Here is a 19,235-nt window from a genome sequence, read left to right as displayed (position 1 = left end):
CAGCCGGAACCCTTGGCAAGCATCGGAATTCACTATGACATTTTTCTCAGCGCTCACCTCACGGCACTTTGCGCAGACAGTGCTGTTAGCGCTTTGCTGGCTGCTGATCGTAAGGGCGAGCCACATACTACAGAGCGGTCTCTGGCCCAACCCCGTGGGCATGCTAGCGAGCGATCTTGCCGGTGCACTGGTTCTGGCCGTGTTATTAAGCATTACGGCAGGTGTCTTCAGAATGCTGCTGATCGTTCTGCTTGGCGTTGCCGCTTTTGTTGCCGGTATGCACCTTACCGTCCACGGCACGCTTTTCCAGTTAGCCCTGATCGGCAAAGGAGTGGATCCGACCTTTATTACCGGCAGCCTGATCAACAGGCATTCCTTGCTGCTGCCTGTCTACCTTCTGTTTGCCTGGCTATTGCACCGGCTGCATCGAGGGTGGGTGCCCACCCCCGTAGCTGACGGCAAGCGCCTGGTTGTATTCGCCACGCTGGTGGTTGCTGTCTATGGTGGCTCCGTTCAGAGTCTTACAACACCCACCAATAATCTTGTGGCCAGTTTCTTCTCACAGATTCCCGTTGCCCTTGTCAGCCCCTTTACATCTTCAGAAAGCTCGGAAAGTGAACAAGCGGAAAACGCCCAGGCAATGCCCGGCGACACCAACTTTTTTCATCAGCAGGTAGCCGCTCCCGACGTGGAGAACCCGCCCAACGTTTTGCTCATCATGATTGAAGGCTTGTCAGCAGGCTATTTCCCCACAGTGAGCGAGTATCACAACCTCGATCCCTCCGTGAGACTGAGCAGCCTTGAGGAGAACCTGACCCGACACGGGTTCCGCATTTACAGGAACGCGCTGAGTATGGAGCGCCAGACCGACCGCGGAACCTTTACCATCCTCTGCGGTGAGTATCCCGACTTCCGCAGGCAATCCAGAAAAATGGTCGACGTGGCCGAAGAACGGGCCAGCGCAGACTGCATGCCGTCAAGACTGCTCGAAAGTGGTTACACCACTGCGTACTGGCAGGCAGCCCCGCTGGACTATATGCAAAAAGGCGAGTTTATGCCGCGGGTTGGTTTCGAGGATGTGAGCGGAGCGGAAGTTTTCATCCGTGAAGGAGAAGAAGTGAATGGCTGGGGGCCGCCGGACCCAGTTTATTTTGACAGTATCGACAAACGCCTCCGCCGGCTTGACGCGACCTCGGCACCCTGGATGGTAACCCTGCTCAACGTAGGGACCCATCATCCGTTCAATACCGGCGAAGAAGAATCGGACGACGACTTTGACACCGAAGATCTTCAAGAGCTGGCTGACACCGAGCCACAGCAAGCCCGTCGAAAGGCCATGAAAACCATGGAAGAAGCCCTGAATCGTTTTCTGGATGGCCTCGCCTCAGACGGTCTTCTTGACGAGACCCTGGTGATTCTCACCTCTGACGAATCCGGGGGTTTTATCAGACAGGATCCGGAGGCCGTGCCCCTCAACAATAACGTCGGAATACTGGCCGTCAGACCGCCCAAGGAAGATTCCCTGGCCCGCTACGCCCCCGAGAACCAGATCGTCGCTCAGATAGACATACCCCCGACAATACTCGACATTACCGGGCTGGGGAGAAAAACCGGCAACATGATTGGCCGCAGCCTGCTGGTGCAGCAGCAGAACACCACGCGAGACCTGTTGCTCGCCGACACCTACACAGGGCTGAAATACTTCCTCCGGGAATCCGGCCAGTTGCTGAGTTGCAGTGAACTGATGACCAAATGCAACACATGGCAGTTCGATCCCAAACGACTGTTCGGCACTTTGAAACAGACGGATACCGACCCGTTTCTGACCTTTGAGGAACGTACCGCGCTGTTCAACAACGCCTCCTATATGCAACCTATTGAGAATCCATGAAGCGGAAACTTCAAACCGGGAGACCCTTACCTGAATGAAGATTCTTGCGCTGCACACTCTGGCGTTTCTGCACATACACCGTCGGAGCTTACTGACATTTTACCTGTTCTTTACTGGCCTGACCCTCGCGGCCCTGACCCCCCTGTTGTCCGGTGCAATGGCAGCCCTTCGGCCGATCACGGGGCAAGCTGCGATCAGTACCGGCGGCCTGGTGCAATTCATGGTTTCGCCCGGGGGCTTACTTTGGCTTGTCGCCACCGCTACCATCGCGACGCTTCTGGTGATTCTTCAGCAGGCCGGCATGACCTGGATAGCTGCTTCGAGTGGGCACAGAGAGTACCGGATCGCTGTGTCGGCGCTGTGGGCCCTCGCCCGTCACTTCAGAAAGCTTTCTGCACTGGCGGTGTTACAGGTTACAGGCCACCTTCTGGTCGCGATGCCGTTCCTCCTTACAGTGGTGCTCGCCTACCAGTTTCTTCTCTCCCCCCACGACCTCTACTACCTGAAACTGGAACGCCCACCAGTTGTATGGTGGTTCATGGGCATCTCCGCCGTTGCCGCGCTCGGTATCGCCGTCTGTAATGGCTGGCTTTACCTGAGATGGATACTCTCTGTTCCCCTGGTTCTGCTGGAGGGCCATGGCGCCAGGCTGGCGCTCAAGCTAAGCAACCATCATGTTCACGGCCAGCGTTTCCCCGCTACCGGTGCCCTACTCGCTGGCCTTGCAGGGCTGGTGATACTCCCGATTCTGGTCACTCTTGGGTTCCAGGGCATTGGCAGCTATCTGCTGCCCAGATTACCGGAGCAAATGGATCTGCTCATGCCCGTCACCCTGACCTTTGTGGCGCTTTATATTCTCTTCACCATAACGCTGGCCTTTGCAGGTATTGCCGCCTACAGCATGCTTATTTACAGCGTTTACCGCCAGGCAACCGGCCGCCACCCCCATGTATCCACAAAAGATTTGCCCAAACAGGCGGGCCCCCTGGCCTGGAGCGCTGAAGCCCTCGTCATCGTGCTGGCAATCACCCAGGCCTGGTTCGTTCTGCAGTCCTTCGAACAACAGGACGAAGTTTCCATAACTGCCCACAGGGGCAGTGCTTTCAAGGCACCTGAAAACACGTTGACTGCCATTGAGCAAGCCATTACAGACGGGGCGGACTACATTGAGATTGACGTTCGTATGACGGCCGACGGCGTGCCCGTGCTCTGGCATGATGCGGATATGAGGCGAGTATTCGGCCTGGGTGGCAAAATCTCTGATATTACTCTGCAAGAGGCCCGCGAGCGGGATGCCGGGTCGTGGTTTGGCGCCCGCTTCAGTAATGAACGTATTGCCACACTGGAGGAAGTTATCGCCACGACCCGTGGCAGGGCCGGTTTGTACGTTGATATAAAACCTGACCCCGACACCCCCGGGCTGACACGGGAAGTGATTCGTCTGCTGGAAAAGATGGAGGCCATTGAAGGCACCGTGATTGCGGCGGCTGAGTGGTCCGTCCTGGCCGAAGTACGGCAACTGGCCCCTGAACTGAAAACCACGCTGCTGGCTCAATTCATTGTCGGTCCGCTTTGGGAACAGAGCTTCGACATTCTGGGCCTGCGCCAGAACAGGGTGACGCCTGCGACCGTTGCCCAAACCCGCCAGTCCGGCAAGGAACTGCATGTGTGGACTGTAAACAATCCCGCTGCCATGTCCCGCTTTATAGACATGGGGGTGGACAATATCATTACCGACCGGCCAGATATGCTGGCCGAGCTCCTTGAGCGCCGCGAAAAACTCACTGACGCCGAGGTGCTGGTGATCAAGCTGCGCAACTGGCTACGGTAACCGCTGATTACCTGAAGGAACTCGTCTAATCTTGAACGTGACTTTACCATCTACCGCAAGGAGCGCGCCGACGTGAACCGCCCAAGCCCAAGCTCATGCCGCTGGTTCCGCTCACTCTTTCTGAAATGGGCAATAGTACTGGTCTGTGCCGCCGCGCCTGCCTACGCCGAACAGCCCAGCGAAGGTGGCGGTGAGAAGACTGAAAAGGAAGGCGCCGAGACGGCTGACAAAGAAGAAAAAGAGGAGCCCGAAGAAGCAAGGCCCGCTGTCCAGCCCGAACTGGAAGCAGAGGCGGAAGCGCCCCCACAGATCCAGCTTCCCGACACCGAGACCGCGGATATCCGGCAACAGATACAAGCTCTGAGAACCTCTCTCGACCAACGCCTGGGGGCGGTTGAGTCTACCCGAAGCCGGCTCACCTACGCAGAATCGCTTCTCAACCGGCTCAACGACGAATACGAGAGTTTTGAACTCCGGCTGGAAAAAGCCGGCCTCAACCTGACCGGTGACTACGCGAACCTGCTCAAGCAGCGACTTGAACGCCTGAAGCGTCAAGGCATCGCGAGTGACCTGATTGTGGACATCGAAGACCAGCTATCGACAGCACGGGAGGAGCAGCTTCGACTGGAGGAGTTTGAAGCCATTATCGACCCGGGCGACGATGCCCGCGACCAACTAAGGAGCCAGCGAGCCAGCCTGATTCGCCAGTTGCACAAGACGGTTACCGAACACATCCAGGTTCTGAACGACTACTACAGTACGGTATCGGCCCTCAAGGATCGCGTAGAGGCCTATCAGATTCTGTTGCACCAGCGCCTGTTCTGGCTGCCCAGCGCGCCGGTGGTGGGAGCGACCACCCTGACTGAACTGGTGAACGCAGTCACCTGGTTTGCCGGGCAGTTACGGGTTGACCCGCTCAGCGATGCCATTAATAAATCGGTCAAGGAGCGCGGTGGCCGCACAGTGATTCTCGTTGCCCTTCTGGCGTTGCTGCTGATCAAGCGGCGAACCATCAAGCGTAATCTGGACGTCAATGGCCAGTACGTTGGCAATGTTGGCCATGACCGTATTGAATTTACTCTGTATGCGTTTGCCAACAGCGTGTTACTGGCCTTGCCCGGCGTGCTGGTGTTTGCCGTCGGGGCGCTTTTGCTGATGGAAGGCAACGATTTTTACGCCGCGCTCTCAAAGGGCCTGGCCACGGCGGCCCTTGTCACCCTCCTGCTGGCCTTCATCAAGAACGTAGCACGCCGCGGCGGGCTGGGAGACGCCCATTTCCACTGGCATATCGACTCGCTACGCGCCATTCGGCGGGAACTCCCGTTCCTTCTTGCGGTGATCATTCCTATCACCGTTATATTGCCAACCACTGCCACACCCGGCGGCTCCGAATTTGAAGGCAGCCTGGGACGTCTGCTTTTTACCGCGGTATCCATAGCCCTGTCAGTGTTCGCGCAGCGTATTATGAGCGCAGTCCGGTCCGACCGGCCCGAGAACAGGTTCCTGCTGGCCCTGCATGTACTGGCGGTTGCAACACCTCTGTTACTGGTGGTGGCATCACTGGTCGGGTACCACTACACGGCCCTGGAACTGGAACGAAACCTGTTCATCAGCATATGCTGGATAGCCTTCAACGCTATGGTGTTCTATGTAGGGCTGCGGGCACTTTCGGTCAGGGAGCGTCGTCTGACCCTAGAGCGGTTGCGGGAGCACCGAGAGGCAGAACGGAAAGTCGCCGACACCAAGGAAGCGGCGGAGTCCTCGGGCGAAGGGGTGCCCCAAACCCTGGATATGCCGGAAATGGACCTCAAGGATATCAGTCAGCAAAGCACTGCACTTTTGCGCATCCTGGTTTCCGCGCTGGTCATTTCCGGCCTCTGGCTGTTCTGGGCCGGCCTGATACCGGCCCTTCAGCTGTTCGATAACATCACACTCTGGACCATCGCTACCGATCTTGAAGGCGGTGATCCATTACCCATTACCCTCGGTGACCTGCTGCTAGCGCTGTTGGTCGGCGTGGGAACTGTGCTCGCTGTCAAAAACCTGCCCGGCACCCTGGAAGTCATGGTGCTCAGCCGGATGAAGCTTGAGCCCGGAACCGGCTATGCCATCACCACGCTCACCACCTATACCCTGGTGTTAATTGGCGTGGTGGTCTTCCTTGGGGTGATCGGGGTGCAATGGTCCAAACTGCAGTGGCTGGTAGCCGCACTCGGGGTGGGCCTGGGGTTTGGTCTGCAGGAGATCGTCGCTAACTTTGTGTCCGGCATCATCCTGCTGTTTGAGCGCCCGATCCGCGTCGGAGATACCGTCACCATCGGAGGCATTACGGGTACGGTGTCGCGGATTCGCATTCGTGCAACAACACTGGTTGACTGGGACCGCAAGGAACAGATCATTCCCAACAAAACCTTCGTAACCCAGGATCTCACGAACTGGACACTCTCCGACTCAATCACGCGTGTAATACTGCACGTCGGCGTTGCCTACGGCTCTGATGTCGACCGGGTTCAGGACCTGCTGACCGAGGTAGCACAAAACAACGAGCGGGTGGTGGATGACCCTGCGGCGGCAGTATTCTGCGTCGGCCTCGGCGAGAGCCGCATTGAATTTGAGCTGCGGGTATTTGTGAATGACCCCCTGGACATCATGCCTCTGTCCCACGAGATTCATGCCGCCACCACTCGAGCCCTGCATGAAGCCGGTATCAAGATCCCCTTCCCCCAGCACGACGTCTATGTACGAACAATCGCTTAACAAGTGCGGCTCTCAGGGTTCCCGCAGCCGGTATCCAACGCCGGTAACGGTCTCAATACGGGAGGCGTGGGCCCCCAGCTTCCGCCTCAGGGTTCTTACAACCGCGTCAACCACGTTGCTGCCGCCTTCGTAGCTCGTCCCCCATACATCGCGCAGCAACTCACTACGGGATACTGCCTTACCCCTACGGGCTACCAGGTAGCGCATGACGCCGAACTCCAGCGGCGTCAGGGCCACCCTGCGCTCATCGAGCACCAGTTCCCTGGCGTCCACATCCAACAACCCATGCTCTCGTTCCACGCCAAGCTCTGCTGCAGCAAGATCGGCCAACCAGCCGTCCACCGACGCCGGGCCAAAGTCGAGCACTGCGGAGTGGTAAACCCGCCCGTCCATCACCACAGCTCGATCCGCCAGTACTTCAAACCCCAAACGCCGGGCCACGGCTCCATAGGCCTCAAGATTCGTAATCGTCAGGTAAACACGGCGGAGCCTTGGCCTGAGCTCCATATAGGCCCGCTTGAGGTCGAGCCAGACTGCGGCCTGTACATCACCTGGAGAATCGCCGTCATCAACACTCAGCCATCGGCGGCAAAACAGCGCAATCGCCTCCCGTGGCATGGGCTGCCGTTTCAGGTGTAAGTACCATTGCTCCGTAATGGGATCATCGAGCAGCCAGCCCGGCTCCACCTCGTCTGATCGAAACTTGCAGTAAAAGCCTACAACGGGCCCTTCACAGGTACGGACCACTGAAAACAGCCGCGGTAAACGACGCCACCACGTCAGAATTGTCCCAGAGGCTTCAGCACCTTCACGGGCATGAAGAATATCAGTCAGGGCCGCTTCATCCACTGCCCTCGCGGTTTCCACGGAGAGCCCAACGGGCGAGCCACTGGGGAAAAAAGCTTCCCGAACCACCGGATTCTCGATCAGGAACAGTACATCTGCGGTATAACGCCAGAGGTCACCATCCCCTGCGAAACCGGCCTCGCGAGTCAGTTGTCGCCAGGCACTGCGCCGGTATGTGAGGTAGCGTTCAGGGTCACTCGCATGAAGGGAGCGTGCAATCGCCTCCCGCACCGCCTCATGAATCATCAGGCCATCACTGGTGGCATCGACAAAGGGCAAGCGGCGCAGTCGGTCCAACGCCTCCCGGGGAGGCAGATCTGGGAACAGGGCCTGCAACAATGAGATAGTGACACGGCGGACAACCGCGGAACCTTCAAGCACCCGTGTGGTGACCGTATCGTTCACATCGTCAAGGAAGAGGAGCGTCAGCTCATCCAGGGCGTGCTGTATGGGTGTACCGGCAGGCCACTGCTCAGGCGTTGCGTCCCCCATGGCCGCTGCTGCCAGTTTCAACGCCAACGGATGGCCGTGGGTAGAGCGGGCAATGAGCGCCTCTTGCTCCGGACTGACCCCCAGGCTCCGCAAAAGCTCCCCTGCTTCGTTTTCGCTCAGGGAAGACACCGGCACTGCGCGCATCAACTGTCCCCATCCAGGGCTGGAATACCAGGCGCCGGCCGGTGGCTCGCGCCCAACAAGCACAACCCTGACATTCTCCGGAAGCATCGGGATGAATACCTGCCTCAGCCATGTATCCAGCAGCCGGAAAACCTCAAAGGTATCGAAAGCCAATACAACCACGCCGCCAAGACGTCCCAGACAACCAACAACGGTCTCCATCTCCTGCGCCGGCCCGCCTGTTGCCTCCCCCAAGGCTCGCAGCACGCCCTGCTCCGTCGGCTCTATATGGCGACAGTCAAGCAGGATAACCTTGGCTCCCTCAGCCCGGGCAACGCTGGCAAACCTGGTCAGCAGGGTAGATTTACCAATGCCGGCGATCCCGTGAACGTGCACTATTCGGGGCCCCTGCGGTTCCAGCATCTTACCCAGAATTGCCAATTCGGCAATGCGACCCACAAACGTCTGCTGTGCATGGGCTATCAGCAAGTCGGACATCCTTTGTGGCATGGCAGCCTCCTGCGGCTACATTCTCACAAAATTCTCATTTCCTCATCACGTCAAATCACGCATTCAGAGCTATAACTGACAATAGCAGTAATACCAGATAAACCCGCAACCACGAAGGGAGCAGAGACATGACCACTGAATGGAAAATGCAGGGAGAATACCTAGAAAGCTGCACGTGCAAGGGCGCCTGCCCGTGCGTCTACCAGGAGTCACCGACGGAAGGCGACTGTACCGCCATGGTGGGGTGGCACATCGCGAACGGCCACTATGGAGAGGTCCCGTTAGATGACCTGAACATCGCGGTGGTACTGAATTCCCCGGGACTCATGGCCGATGGTAACTGGAAGGCAATTCTGTACCTTGACGAGCGAGCCGACGAGCAGCAGCAGGAGGCGCTGGGCAATGTGTTCAGCGGCAAGGCGGGTGGCCACCCGGAACTGCTGGCATCGATGATTGGCGAAGTGCTCGCGGTAGAAAGGCAACCTATTGGCTTCGTGGTCGAAAGAGGTCTTCGACATCTCACCATAGGTGCCTCCGATGAAACCAGGGTCAACGCCATTGAAGGGCAGAATGGCCGGGATGTGACAATCAGCAATCATCCGTTTGCCGTGGCGCCGGGTCATTCGCTGGTGGTGGCCAAGTCCCGGTCCCTGCGGCATCAGAATCACGGCTTGCAAGTGGATCTGACCGAAAGATCAGCGCTCTACTCAGCATTCGAATACGCCGGGCCCTAGCCCCGGAGGTAAACCTTATGGAACTGACAATGGCGAAAATGCATTCACTGGAGCGGGCGCTGATTGGCGCCGCTCTGGTAGCAGTGTCGGCGTTGGCATGGGCGCATCTCCTCCTGGGAACGTCGTCCGACATCACGGCCATGCCGATGTCAGGGGCCGGCGCGGGAGAATGGAATCTGAACCTGCTCAATACTGCCCTCATCATGTGGGGAGTCATGATGGTTGCCATGATGCTCCCCGGGGCCACCCCAATGATCATGACCTATCTGAAAATCCACCAGCGCCGAACAGCCTCGCACAAAGCCATAGCTCCCACCTGGGTGTTCCTGGCCGGGTATCTTGCGGTCTGGACTGCCTTTGGGGCTGCTGCTGCACTGGTTCAGTGGGCGTTGCACCACAATGTTCTGCTTAGCTCGGCCATGGGAAACGTTGGGCCGCTGGCTGGCGCTGCGTTACTTATGTTGGCCGGGATATTCCAGTTCAGTCACCTTAAGCAAGCCTGTCTCGGAAAGTGCCAGTCGCCAGTGGGCTTTCTGCTGACGGAATGGCGAGAAGGCCTCTCCGGAGCGTTTATCATGGGCATTCGACATGGCGCGTTCTGTGCCGGTTGTTGCTGGGCGTTGATGCTGTTGATGTTTGTCGGTGGCGTAATGAGCCTTGCATGGATGAGTGGGCTGGCAGTGTATTTTCTGGCGGAGAAGCTGATGCCCCGGCCGCGACTGCTCAGCCACATTGCGGGTACCGCTCTGATAGTCGCTGGCGTTCTGGTGATAGCAGCGTCAGGGTTTCATTGAAGGCCCGAATAGCCGGGCCTTCTGCCGGCAAGCCGATACAGAACTGCGAGAAGCCCCCGAAGCAAGGCAATTGCGGGCCACAGCAGCCAGCTAAGTAAGTACAGGGCCGGCACAAGAATAACCAACCAGCCTGCGATCTGAATAGCCACCGGAGATACACCAAGCACGCCTGCCACTTCGGCAAAAAAATCGTTGATCAGACCGGGATGAGTGACAACCAGGTACCCGGCCCCAAGAATAACCGGCCATTTCGCATATCGGGCACTGCGAAGAATCAACCGTCCGCTGCCAGTAATGCGGGCGGCCAATGCCGCTGATCGGGTTGAAAGCCTGGCTCCCTGGGTGGCCTTGGCCGCCGTACGACCAGCACGAAGCACTTTCACCGCGCTGGCGAACACCAACACATCCACCGATGCCCAACCGATATCGCTGGCAGTAATTTCCTCCCCGGTGCGGTAATTTGCTTCCAGCTGCCTTACTCCACTGGTAAAAAACTGGCTGATACCTTCCGTAACCCGTTCAGTCTGGACCCACTGGGTCTGCCCAGTTGCGTCCACCACAAACTGCCCGAGAAAGTCATGCCCTTCGTTGTGTATAAAGTTCACCGCATACCAGCCACGTTCTTCCGGGGAAAGAGGGGCGGCTTCTTCCAGGTGAGCCGGCTCCCTCCCTCGCAACTCGCTAATGTATGCCTTGGCACGCTCGTACTGACGGGCGGCCTCGTTCATCCACTCAATGGAGCTGATCGGTTGACTGATAAAATAATGGATGGGGGGGAGAGCACTTTCGCCGTAGGTGCGTAACACTTCCCGGAACTCTGGCTCGGAGGCGTAAAGCGGCAGAATGGTGCGAGCCATGTCGGGAAAGGAAAGCAGCGCAGCCTGGGCTTTCAGCAGTACCAGTGGGTCGTCGCCCAGGTCCAGTATTGCCGCCTGTACCTCCACGGGTTCGTTTCTGATCTCGTCAAAACCGGGCAATGCCTCCCGGGCCTGGATCGATATAAGCCTCTGCTCAACGGGAACCGGCCGGGATGCATAACTGGCAAGTGCGGCTATCATCAACGCCACACCCATAACCACCATGGCTTTTTTCAAACACCCACCTCTGGCTTATTGGCTTCAACCTATACTGCCTGAGGATGTGTCGATTGCCAAAATGTCAAAGGACTATTGATTGTCCTTTACGTGCGAGCGCGCCGTGTCACCGTTCAATGCTCCGTGTTGATTATGCAAAATTGATCTCGCCTCCCCTTCTGACTCCCACCCGGCCGCCACCTTTAATGCATCAATATCCAGTAGTTCAATTCCCTGGCTACGAATACGAATCCAGCCAGCTTCCTTGAACTGTCGGAGTACGCGGTTTACGTGAACGATACTTAAACCCAGCGCGTCTGCAATAAGAACCTGGGGAATACCGACAAGATTCGATAAACCTGTGAGGCTTTTGGGAGAGCAACAGGCTGACAGGGCGTCGGCTCCGGCATGGTGGAGCAGCTTTGTCGAAGGAGGGAGCCGTTGATTAATATCCAGCAAAAAGTGGGCTACGCGTTTATTGGCACTGTGGCGCGCCACCTCCACCAGGCGTTCTGTCAGGATGGCCTGTTCCCGGAACAGGAGCTCCATAAACAGTCTTGACAGTCTGGCCGTACGGGAACACTTCTCAGTAATTTCAGCTTTGTCATAAGCGAGGATTACAGCATCAGAAAGTGTTGTAAGGCCACTAACATGAGCCTCCAGGGGAAGTTCACTCAGAGCAATGACCTCACCTGGAAAATAAAGATCCATGACCTGCCGGCTTCCATCCTCCAGGTGCCGGTGATTGAAACAGATTCCCTCTTTCATCAGCAGGAAATAGTTTGCGGGTTCCTCTTCACGGAAAACGACGGAATCTTTTTCAAAGTGTAAGCGTTGAGGTTTTATTTCCGCCAGCAGAAGGCGTTCATCCTCTGATAACTGAGAAACATCGTAACTATCTTTAGTAAGGGCCTTGATCAGCTCCTCAGCCATGCGACCTACCTCCATAGGAGTGACACAACTTGACGACGAATGTGTACAGATTTTCTGGATGGAACCAAAGTCCGTTGTCCATCGTTCTACTTGGTTAACCTATGTAACAATAGACTACCTCACTAAAAAGATCACCAACTACATGATATTAATGAAGTTTAAGTGATGCTTCATGGCAATAAAGTTACACCGTAATTACATGTTATTACAGATCTTTTGAAAAAATACATCACCAAAATTGACATATTATTTTCGCGCATTACAAAAGCTTACTTGATGAGGCAACCTGCAGATAACCAGAAAAAATTACCGCTGCAATTGTAAAAATGGGCACAAGTACCTTTGCCGGGCATCGCCCATCTTCCCTACGCGCTACCTGAGACCCTGAAACCGCTTGCCGAGTTACGCCTCTAGGGCCCGGTAGCAGCACCCGGCCCGCTTCAGCAATTACTACCTCTTCATATTCCTCGAGCTGGCCTGTTCTTCGCTTGCTCTCAAGGTGTGGTAATAGCCCGAATGCGCCGGCGATGTAATCCAATCGAATTCGAGAGGATGAACAGGGGATATCGGACGGTCGGCGCGCAGGATGAACCGATTCAACTAAGGAGGAATGATCATGGGTGAACCCGATAAGAATGCCATCGAGGCCTGTATCGCAGCTTGCTATCGGTGTGCTGCCGCATGTGATTACTGCTCCGTAGCATGTCTGAAAGAGGACAACGTAGCGCATATGGCGCGGTGCATTCAGCTGGATATGGACTGCGCTGAGGCATGCCGCTTCACAGCGGGAGCGATGGCAAGGCGTAGTGAATGCGCCACAACCATTGCGCAGATGTGTGCGGCCATCTGCAAAGCCTGTGGAGATGAGTGCAGCAAGCATGACCACGAGCACTGCCAGGAGTGTGCCCGTTTGTGCCTGGAGTGTGCCGATATCTGCAAGGAACTGGCGGCATGATCCGCAGCCCCGCCGGCTTGGCGGGGCATTGACAATGCCAGAGTATCAAACAAGGAAATGGGAGAGCCGAGAATGAATCAGACACTTAACGCCGATTCGATCATCAAGAAGCTGACCGACGTTGTCGAACTGGACTACGATGCCGTTGCTGCCTATCAGGAAGCCATTGACCGGCTTGATGACGGTAGCGCCAAGGCCAAGCTGCAGGAGTTCCTGAGAGATCACGAACGCCACATCAGTGATCTGAGTGAGGTTATCCGCAAAGAGGGTGGAACCCCACCGGACAGCGGTGACTTCAAGAAGGTGCTTACAAAAGGCAAGGTCCAGTTGGCAGACCTTGCCGGAGACGACGCCATCCTGAAGGCGATGAAAACCAACGAAGACCAGACGAACAGCAAGTATGAAAGCATGGTCGAAGAGGACTTCCCGAGCCATATCCACACGCTGCTCAAGCGTGGGCTTGAAGACGAGCGGCGCCATCGTGCGTGGATAGAAACCACCCTCAAGCAGGGTGCGTGAAGGCGGCAGCTAATCAAGGAATAAAGGAGCCGAGGAAATGAGAACCCGTATTCACAAAGCAAGCCTGTTTACTGCCTCCCTCGCTCTCGCAACAGCTCCGCACGTGGGCCATGCCAATGAGTCGATAGAAGTCGAGATGCATCAGGTCAGCCCAGAGGGGGTGGGTAGGTCCATCGGCTCCATTACGGTGAAAGAACACCAGTATGGCGCACTACTGATACCCGAGCTTAAGGGCCTGGAGCCCGGCCTGCATGGATTTCATCTTCATCAGAACCCGGATTGTGAGCCAGCCGAAAAAGATGGGAAACCGACAGCGGCAGCGGCGGCCGGGGGTCACTACGACCCGCAAGAATCCGGAGAGCATGCAGGCCCTCTGGAAACTGACGGGCACCTCGGAGACCTTCCCGCACTTTATGTCAGTGAGCAAGGCGAAGCCAACCAACCGGAGCTGGCGCCGCGGCTGTCTTTCGACGACTTCGATGGCAGGGCCCTGGTGATCCACAAAGGTGGAGACAACTACTCTGATAACCCGGAACCTCTCGGAGGAGGAGGCAGCCGCGTTGCTTGCGGCGTTGTCCGGTTTGAATGAGGGGCTGCGGTTTCCCGCCCTGCTCTTCTGAATGGAGGACAAGGTTATGTACTTTGTGAACCCCTTGAGAACCTGGCTGGGGGCAAGCCTGTTGCCTGCCGTGATCCTGTTCACGCCGACCATGGTGAGTGGTTACGGCGAACGTACGGACATGAATAGCCCGACCGAAGAGACCGGGCAGAAAGCGTTGACCGTAGAGATGAAATCCACCTCCGCGGATCAGCAGGATCAGCAAGAAGTGATCGGAACGGTGCGCATAAGCCAGCGAGCAACTGGCGTGGTCATTGAGCCAGCCCTGAAGGGACTTGAACCGGGACTCCACGGATTTCATATCCATGAAGGGGACAGCTGCGAGTCGGGTCGGACGGAGGACACCGATACCGCAAGCCCTTCCCGTGAACCTGCAAAAGAGGCGGGGGAGCACTGGGACCCCGGTTTCAAAGGCAATCACGCCGGCCCCTGGGAGCAAGGTCACACGGGCGACCTTCCCAACCTGTACGTGGATCCTGACGGTAAGGCGATCACGCCAGTCTATGCACCCCGGGTTTCCAGTAACGATTTTGAGAACAGAGCGTTGGTGCTTCATGCCCGCCGGGACAGCTATTCAGACGAAGAGGACTCTGCAGGTGGAAGTGGCGATGCCATTGCCTGTGGGGTGCTGGACCCCGGATAACGCTTATGCCAGACAAACTGGCCAGTTACCGCAAAAAGCGAAACTTCAAACGTACCGCAGAACCCTCCGGTGCCGAGGTGAAAGGGACTGGCGAGTATCGCTATGTCATGCACAAACACGCCGCAAGTCACGACCATTTTGATCTTCGCCTCGAGTACGATGGCGTCTTCCGTAGCTGGGCAGTACCGAAAGGTCCGAGCTTGAAGCCAGGGGAAAAAAAGCTGGCAATCGAGGTAGAGGATCATCCCCTTGACTACGGGGATTTTGAAGGCGTCATTCCGCAGAAGGAATATGGCGGCGGAACCGTCATGTTATGGGACCGGGGTTCGTGGCAGCCGAGGGAGAAGCCCCGGGCCGACCGTCTCGATTTCGAGCTTCAGGGGGAGAAGCTCAGCGGCCACTGGACACTGGTTCGCATTCGGGACAGAAAAAAGACCGGGGGCAAATCCAAAAAGCAATGGCTCTTGATCAAGCGCTCTGATGATCACCAGGTGCCGGATTCCGCCGTACCCTCCGCACCCTCCGCATCTGATCAAAGCGTGAAAACCGGCCGCACCATGGACCAGATTGCAGAGGGGGCCTCTCCGAAGTTTTCCGAGCCTGAATTCGCTGCCGGAGTTACGCACAGTCGGCCTGACCAATTACCTGGGCAACCTCCCGTGCAACTGGCAACACTCAGGGACGCACCTCCTGAGGGCGATCAGTGGCTCCATGAGCTCAAGTTTGACGGCTACCGTCTGTTGGCCCGGTTGAGCAACGGCAGGGTCACTCTGCTCACTCGCAATGGCAAGGACTGGACCCGACGATTTCCCGAGATTCGCGATGCCCTGCAGGCCCTGCCCGCAAAAAATGCTCTTATCGACGGCGAGGTAGTGGTTCCGCAACCCGACGGGTCCACCAGTTTTCGCAAACTTCAGGAGTATCTGGGCCGCAAAAAGATACCGCGGGGCCAGATCGCCTACCAGATATTCGACCTGCTATTTCTGAATGATCACAGCCTGCTCAAAACTCCCCTGCTCGAGCGAAAAAACGCACTTTTAAAGTTACTCCGCTCAGTGGACGGAACCTTGATTCGCTACTCGGATCACGTTCAGGGTCAAGGTGCTGGATTTTTCAAAGAAGTCTGTGAACTGGGCCTGGAAGGCATGGTTTCCAAGCAGATCGAGGCAGGTTACCGAGACGGCCGGCAAAGTAGCTGGATAAAAACCAAGTGTACTCACCAGGATGAGTTCGTGGTTGGCGGCTTCACTGCGGGATCAGGCAAGCGACAAGGCTTCGGTTCGCTATTGCTGGGCACCTATGACAGGGGCCGGCTGGTCTATGCCGGGCGAGTCGGGTCGGGCTTCAGCAGCCGACAGCTAACTGCTCTGTTCAAGTCGCTGAAAAACATTGAGATCGAATCCCAGCCGTTCGCAGAGCGGCCGCCAGAGGCGGATGACGCCCGCTGGGTGAGGCCAGAGATGGTGGTCGATGTGGCGTTTACGGACAAAACCGCCAGTGGCGTGCTGCGACATCCGGTATTCCGGGGCCTGCGAGAAGACAAATCTGCGAGAGAGGTGCAAATGAGCCAGGATAGCGGCAAACCCGGAAAATCATCCGGAAATACGGTGGCTAACGTGGCCATTACCCACCCGGACAGGCCCCTCTACCCCGAGCAGGGGATAACCAAGGCTGATGTTGCCCGACATTACGAAGCATTAGCGCCATGGATTCTTCCACACCTGAAGGAGCGCCCGCTGTCTCTGCTCCGTTGTCCGGAGGGCCTGAAGGGCGAGTGTTTTTTCCAGAAGCATCCCGACACAAACTTTGCCAAGGAGGTCCCTCGCGTGGCCATTCCCGAAAAGCAGGGAGGCACATCGGATTATGTCTATATAGGCTCAGCGACGGATCTGGTTTGGCTGGTCCAGTTTGGGGTACTCGAATTTCACCCATGGGGGTGTCGGATCGATGATCTGGAACGCCCCGATACCCTCGTTTTCGATCTGGACCCTGGCCCGGGCCTCCCATGGAGGGTAATCGCGAAGACGGCAAAAAGTCTTCGTGAGCGGCTGACGACCCTGGGCCTGAACAGCTTTCTTCAGGCGACGGGCGGCAAAGGGCTCCACCTTATTGTCCCCGTCAAACCGGAGCTGGACTGGGGACAGGCAAAAGCGCTTGCCCAGGCCATTTCCAGGGCTCATGCCAGTGATGACCCCGGGAACCTGACCACCAACATGTCAAAAACAAAGCGCAAGGGAAAAGTATTTATCGACTATCTGCGCAATAGCCGCGGCAGTACCAGTATTGCCCGCTATTCGACCAGGGCGAACGAAGGCGCCACCGTAGCAACACCTCTGCGGTGGGATGAACTCAGCGCCAATGCGACGGCAAACCGATATACGATTAACAATGTGCGCCGTCGCCTCAGTGCCCTCAAGGCAGATCCCTGGGAGGGCTACGAGGAGGCGCGGCGGCCGATCACACGCAAAATGCTGAAACAGCTCAAGCTGGAGTAAAAACCATGACCTTTTCGACAGACCAACCCGGTAGCGATCGCCAATGGTGGCTCAGCGAAGGCTCCGAAGTGTGCTCCGTTTGTGAAGCCTTCGTTCACCCGGAAATGCATGGATACTGCCTGCTGTGCGATCAGACGATGTGCTATCTGTGTAGTGGGGAGCCCGGAGAATCCGGTTCAGGCGTGTGTCCAAACTGTGCGCGAGAGTCGCAGTCGAAGGAGCAGGCCTGATGGGCGCTCGAGCTATCTGGAAAGGCACCCTCAGCTTCGAGGGCATCAAGATACCGGTAAAACTCTACTCTGCTGTCGAGGACCGGAACGTTCGGTTTCGGCTGCTGCACAGAAAAGACAGCCAGCCCGTGCGCCAGACGCTCCTGAACCCGGAATCAGGCGAGACGGTGCCCTTCAAGGAGATACAGCGTGTCTATGAGACGGACGAAGGGGCACGGGTGCTGATTGGTTCGGACGAACTGGAGGCCATGCAACCTGCAAAATCCCGCGATATCGAAGTGCTGCACTTCCTGCCATATGCGGCTATTGATCATCGGTGGTACGACCGGCCCTATTATCTGGGCCCGGACGATTCCGATGAGGCTTACACAGCGCTTGCCGAAGCACTCAAAGATTCACAACGGGAGGGGCTGGCACGTTGGGTCATGCGGAATAAGGAATACTACGGGGCACTGAGACTTTATCAGGGCTATCCCATGTTGATGTCGCTTCGCTATGAGGCGCAGGTTGTCTCTACCGAGGAACTGACCGCCCCGGAAGGCAAACCACTGGACAAAAAGGAACTGAGCATGGCCCGCCAGCTGATAGGCATGCTGGAGTCCAGTTTCGAACCTGAAGAGTACCAGGATGACTACAGGGACAAGGTACTGGATTTGATTGCACGGAAGCAGAAAGGCGGCAGCGTCAAAAGCCCGGCTATCAAGCGCAAAAAACCCTCGGCTGATGTCGCCAAAGCGCTAGAAGCCAGCCTGAAGGGGTTTAAAAAGGAGGACAAAAATGGCGGCACAAAAAAACAAAGCCAAAAGCAAACGCGCAAATGAACAGGATGAAGACCAGAACGTTGCCGGGCCCCGCCCATTCTGGTCGGGAGTTATCGCCTTCGGGCTGGTCAGTCTTCCAGTCAGTCTGTTTCCCGCTAACCGGGGCAAGCCGATATCACTCAATATGACAGACAGTGAGGGCCATCCGCTACGTCGCCAGTATTTCTGCGAGAAAGAAAACCGGCGGCTTGAAAAGGATGAGATCGTACGGGGCTACCCTATCGACGAGAATCGCTTCGTGATCATCGAAGATGAAGAACTGGAAGCCCTGGCACCGGAGAAAACCCGAGAGATTGACCTCACCCGTTTCGTGCCCAAGACCGAAGTAAACCCGGTCTTCTTCGAAAGGGGCTATTTCCTGGCACCGGACACCAGCTCGACCAAGGCTTACCGCCTCCTGGCCAGAAGCATGGAAGAGGAAGAGCGAATAGGCATTGCAACGTTCGTGATGCGCGACAAAGAATACATTATTGCCATTATGTCTGAGCGGGGCATCCTGCGAGCCGAAACACTTCGCTTCCACGATGAGATCCGCTCGCCCCGACAGGCGTCACTTCCTGAGCTTGGCAAAGCCAGCAGCCGACTGGTCCGGTCCATTAAACAGGCGGTCAAGAAGCGCTCGGTAGAGACATTTGACCCTCAGCTCCTGAAGGATCAGCAGGTGGAGAAATTACAGGAGCTGGTGAGGAAAAAGCTGGCTGCGGGCAAGGACCTGATAGAGCAACCCGATATGCCGGAGCAGGAGGACAGTAATGTGGTAGATCTCATCCAGGTGCTTAAGGATCGTCTGAAGGGCAAACAACAGGCTCAACCAGAAAATGACCAGAAAGCGGCATCAGGAAACCTCAATCGCGACGAACTCTATGCCGAGGCTCAGAAAAAAGGGATTTCCGGTCGAAGTAAAATGAACAAGGACGAGTTGATCGCAGCGTTACAAAATACCGGGTAAGTGTGTCCCCGGGCGCGCAG

The 19,235-nt window shown here is 56.8% G+C and carries 15 protein-coding genes; 12 read left to right on the top strand and 3 right to left on the bottom strand.

Translation table 11 applies throughout. The annotated features are described in order from the left end of the window. Positions 1 to 34 precede the first annotated feature (34 nt). The 3 genes from FO268_RS08805 to FO268_RS08795 all read left to right on the top strand — a co-directional run bounded on the left by FO268_RS08805 (position 35) and on the right by FO268_RS08795 (position 6,479). Positions 35 to 1,891 carry an LTA synthase family protein gene (locus tag FO268_RS08805; RefSeq protein ID WP_150992075.1) on the top strand — a complete coding sequence of 619 codons (1,857 nt, stop codon included), beginning with the start codon at positions 35 to 37 and terminating at the stop codon, positions 1,889 to 1,891. A gap of 34 nt (positions 1,892 to 1,925) precedes the next feature. Next, positions 1,926 to 3,722, top strand: a complete 1,797-nt coding sequence (locus tag FO268_RS08800; protein WP_150992073.1) for a glycerophosphodiester phosphodiesterase family protein — start codon at positions 1,926 to 1,928, stop codon at positions 3,720 to 3,722. 72 nt (positions 3,723 to 3,794) lie between these two features. After that, a complete protein-coding gene (locus FO268_RS08795) occupies positions 3,795 to 6,479 on the top strand; it encodes a mechanosensitive ion channel domain-containing protein (protein ID WP_225316558.1) in 2,685 nt (894 codons plus the stop codon). 12 nt (positions 6,480 to 6,491) lie between these two features. Here FO268_RS08795 and FO268_RS08790 read toward each other — a convergent pair whose 3' ends face one another. After that, positions 6,492 to 8,450, bottom strand: coding sequence for a winged helix-turn-helix domain-containing protein (locus FO268_RS08790; RefSeq protein WP_150992071.1), 1,959 nt, complete (start codon positions 8,448 to 8,450; stop codon positions 6,492 to 6,494). Between the two features lie 128 nt (positions 8,451 to 8,578). Here FO268_RS08790 and FO268_RS08785 point away from each other — a divergent pair, with 128 nt between their 5' ends. After that, on the top strand, positions 8,579 to 9,184 hold the full coding sequence (locus FO268_RS08785) for a DUF1326 domain-containing protein (RefSeq protein ID WP_150992069.1): 606 nt from the start codon (positions 8,579 to 8,581) through the stop codon (positions 9,182 to 9,184). Positions 9,185 to 9,201: 17 nt separating this feature from the next. Then, positions 9,202 to 9,978 (top strand): DUF2182 domain-containing protein, encoded by a 777-nt coding sequence (locus FO268_RS08780; RefSeq protein ID WP_150992067.1) that lies wholly within the window; start codon positions 9,202 to 9,204, stop codon positions 9,976 to 9,978. On the opposite strand, the gene FO268_RS08775 is transcribed toward FO268_RS08780, so the two are convergent. Further along, a complete protein-coding gene (locus FO268_RS08775) occupies positions 9,972 to 11,072 on the bottom strand; it encodes a hypothetical protein (RefSeq protein WP_225316557.1) in 1,101 nt (366 codons plus the stop codon). The genes FO268_RS08780 and FO268_RS08775 overlap by 7 nt on opposite strands. Before the next feature lie 72 nt (positions 11,073 to 11,144). Next, a complete protein-coding gene (locus FO268_RS08770) occupies positions 11,145 to 11,984 on the bottom strand; it encodes a Crp/Fnr family transcriptional regulator (RefSeq protein ID WP_191966929.1) in 840 nt (279 codons plus the stop codon). Between the two features lie 616 nt (positions 11,985 to 12,600). Between FO268_RS08770 and FO268_RS08765 the strand changes: the two genes are divergently transcribed. From FO268_RS08765 to ku (FO268_RS08735), 7 genes are all read left to right on the top strand, one after another. Beyond that, positions 12,601 to 12,939, top strand: coding sequence for a four-helix bundle copper-binding protein (locus FO268_RS08765; protein WP_150992063.1), 339 nt, complete (start codon positions 12,601 to 12,603; stop codon positions 12,937 to 12,939). A gap of 72 nt (positions 12,940 to 13,011) precedes the next feature. Next, on the top strand, positions 13,012 to 13,458 hold the full coding sequence (locus tag FO268_RS08760; protein WP_150992061.1) for a DUF2383 domain-containing protein: 447 nt from the start codon (positions 13,012 to 13,014) through the stop codon (positions 13,456 to 13,458). Positions 13,459 to 13,495: 37 nt separating this feature from the next. Next, positions 13,496 to 14,047: a superoxide dismutase family protein gene (gene sodC / locus FO268_RS08755; protein WP_150992059.1), complete on the top strand. Its 552-nt coding sequence runs from the start codon at positions 13,496 to 13,498 to the stop codon at positions 14,045 to 14,047. 46 nt (positions 14,048 to 14,093) lie between these two features. Next, complete coding sequence (locus FO268_RS08750) at positions 14,094 to 14,720, top strand: superoxide dismutase family protein (protein ID WP_191966928.1); 627 nt, start codon at positions 14,094 to 14,096, stop codon at positions 14,718 to 14,720. 5 nt (positions 14,721 to 14,725) lie between these two features. Then, positions 14,726 to 17,215, top strand: coding sequence for a DNA ligase D (gene ligD / locus FO268_RS08745; protein WP_150992055.1), 2,490 nt, complete (start codon positions 14,726 to 14,728; stop codon positions 17,213 to 17,215). A 229-nt stretch (positions 17,216 to 17,444) separates the two neighbouring features. Further along, complete coding sequence (ku, locus tag FO268_RS08740; protein WP_150992053.1) at positions 17,445 to 18,266, top strand: non-homologous end joining protein Ku; 822 nt, start codon at positions 17,445 to 17,447, stop codon at positions 18,264 to 18,266. Continuing rightward, entirely contained in the window at positions 18,223 to 19,215 is a 993-nt protein-coding gene (gene ku, locus FO268_RS08735; protein ID WP_150992051.1) for a non-homologous end joining protein Ku, read from the top strand. Before ku (FO268_RS08740) ends, ku (FO268_RS08735) begins: the two co-directional genes overlap by 44 nt. Positions 19,216 to 19,235 lie beyond the last annotated feature (20 nt).

This window comes from Marinobacter denitrificans (genome assembly GCF_008795955.1).
GTDB lineage: Bacteria > Pseudomonadota > Gammaproteobacteria > Pseudomonadales > Oleiphilaceae > Marinobacter > Marinobacter denitrificans.
The sequence above is the reverse complement of the archived record's forward strand: the minus strand, read 5'-3'. Positions and strand labels throughout refer to the sequence as shown.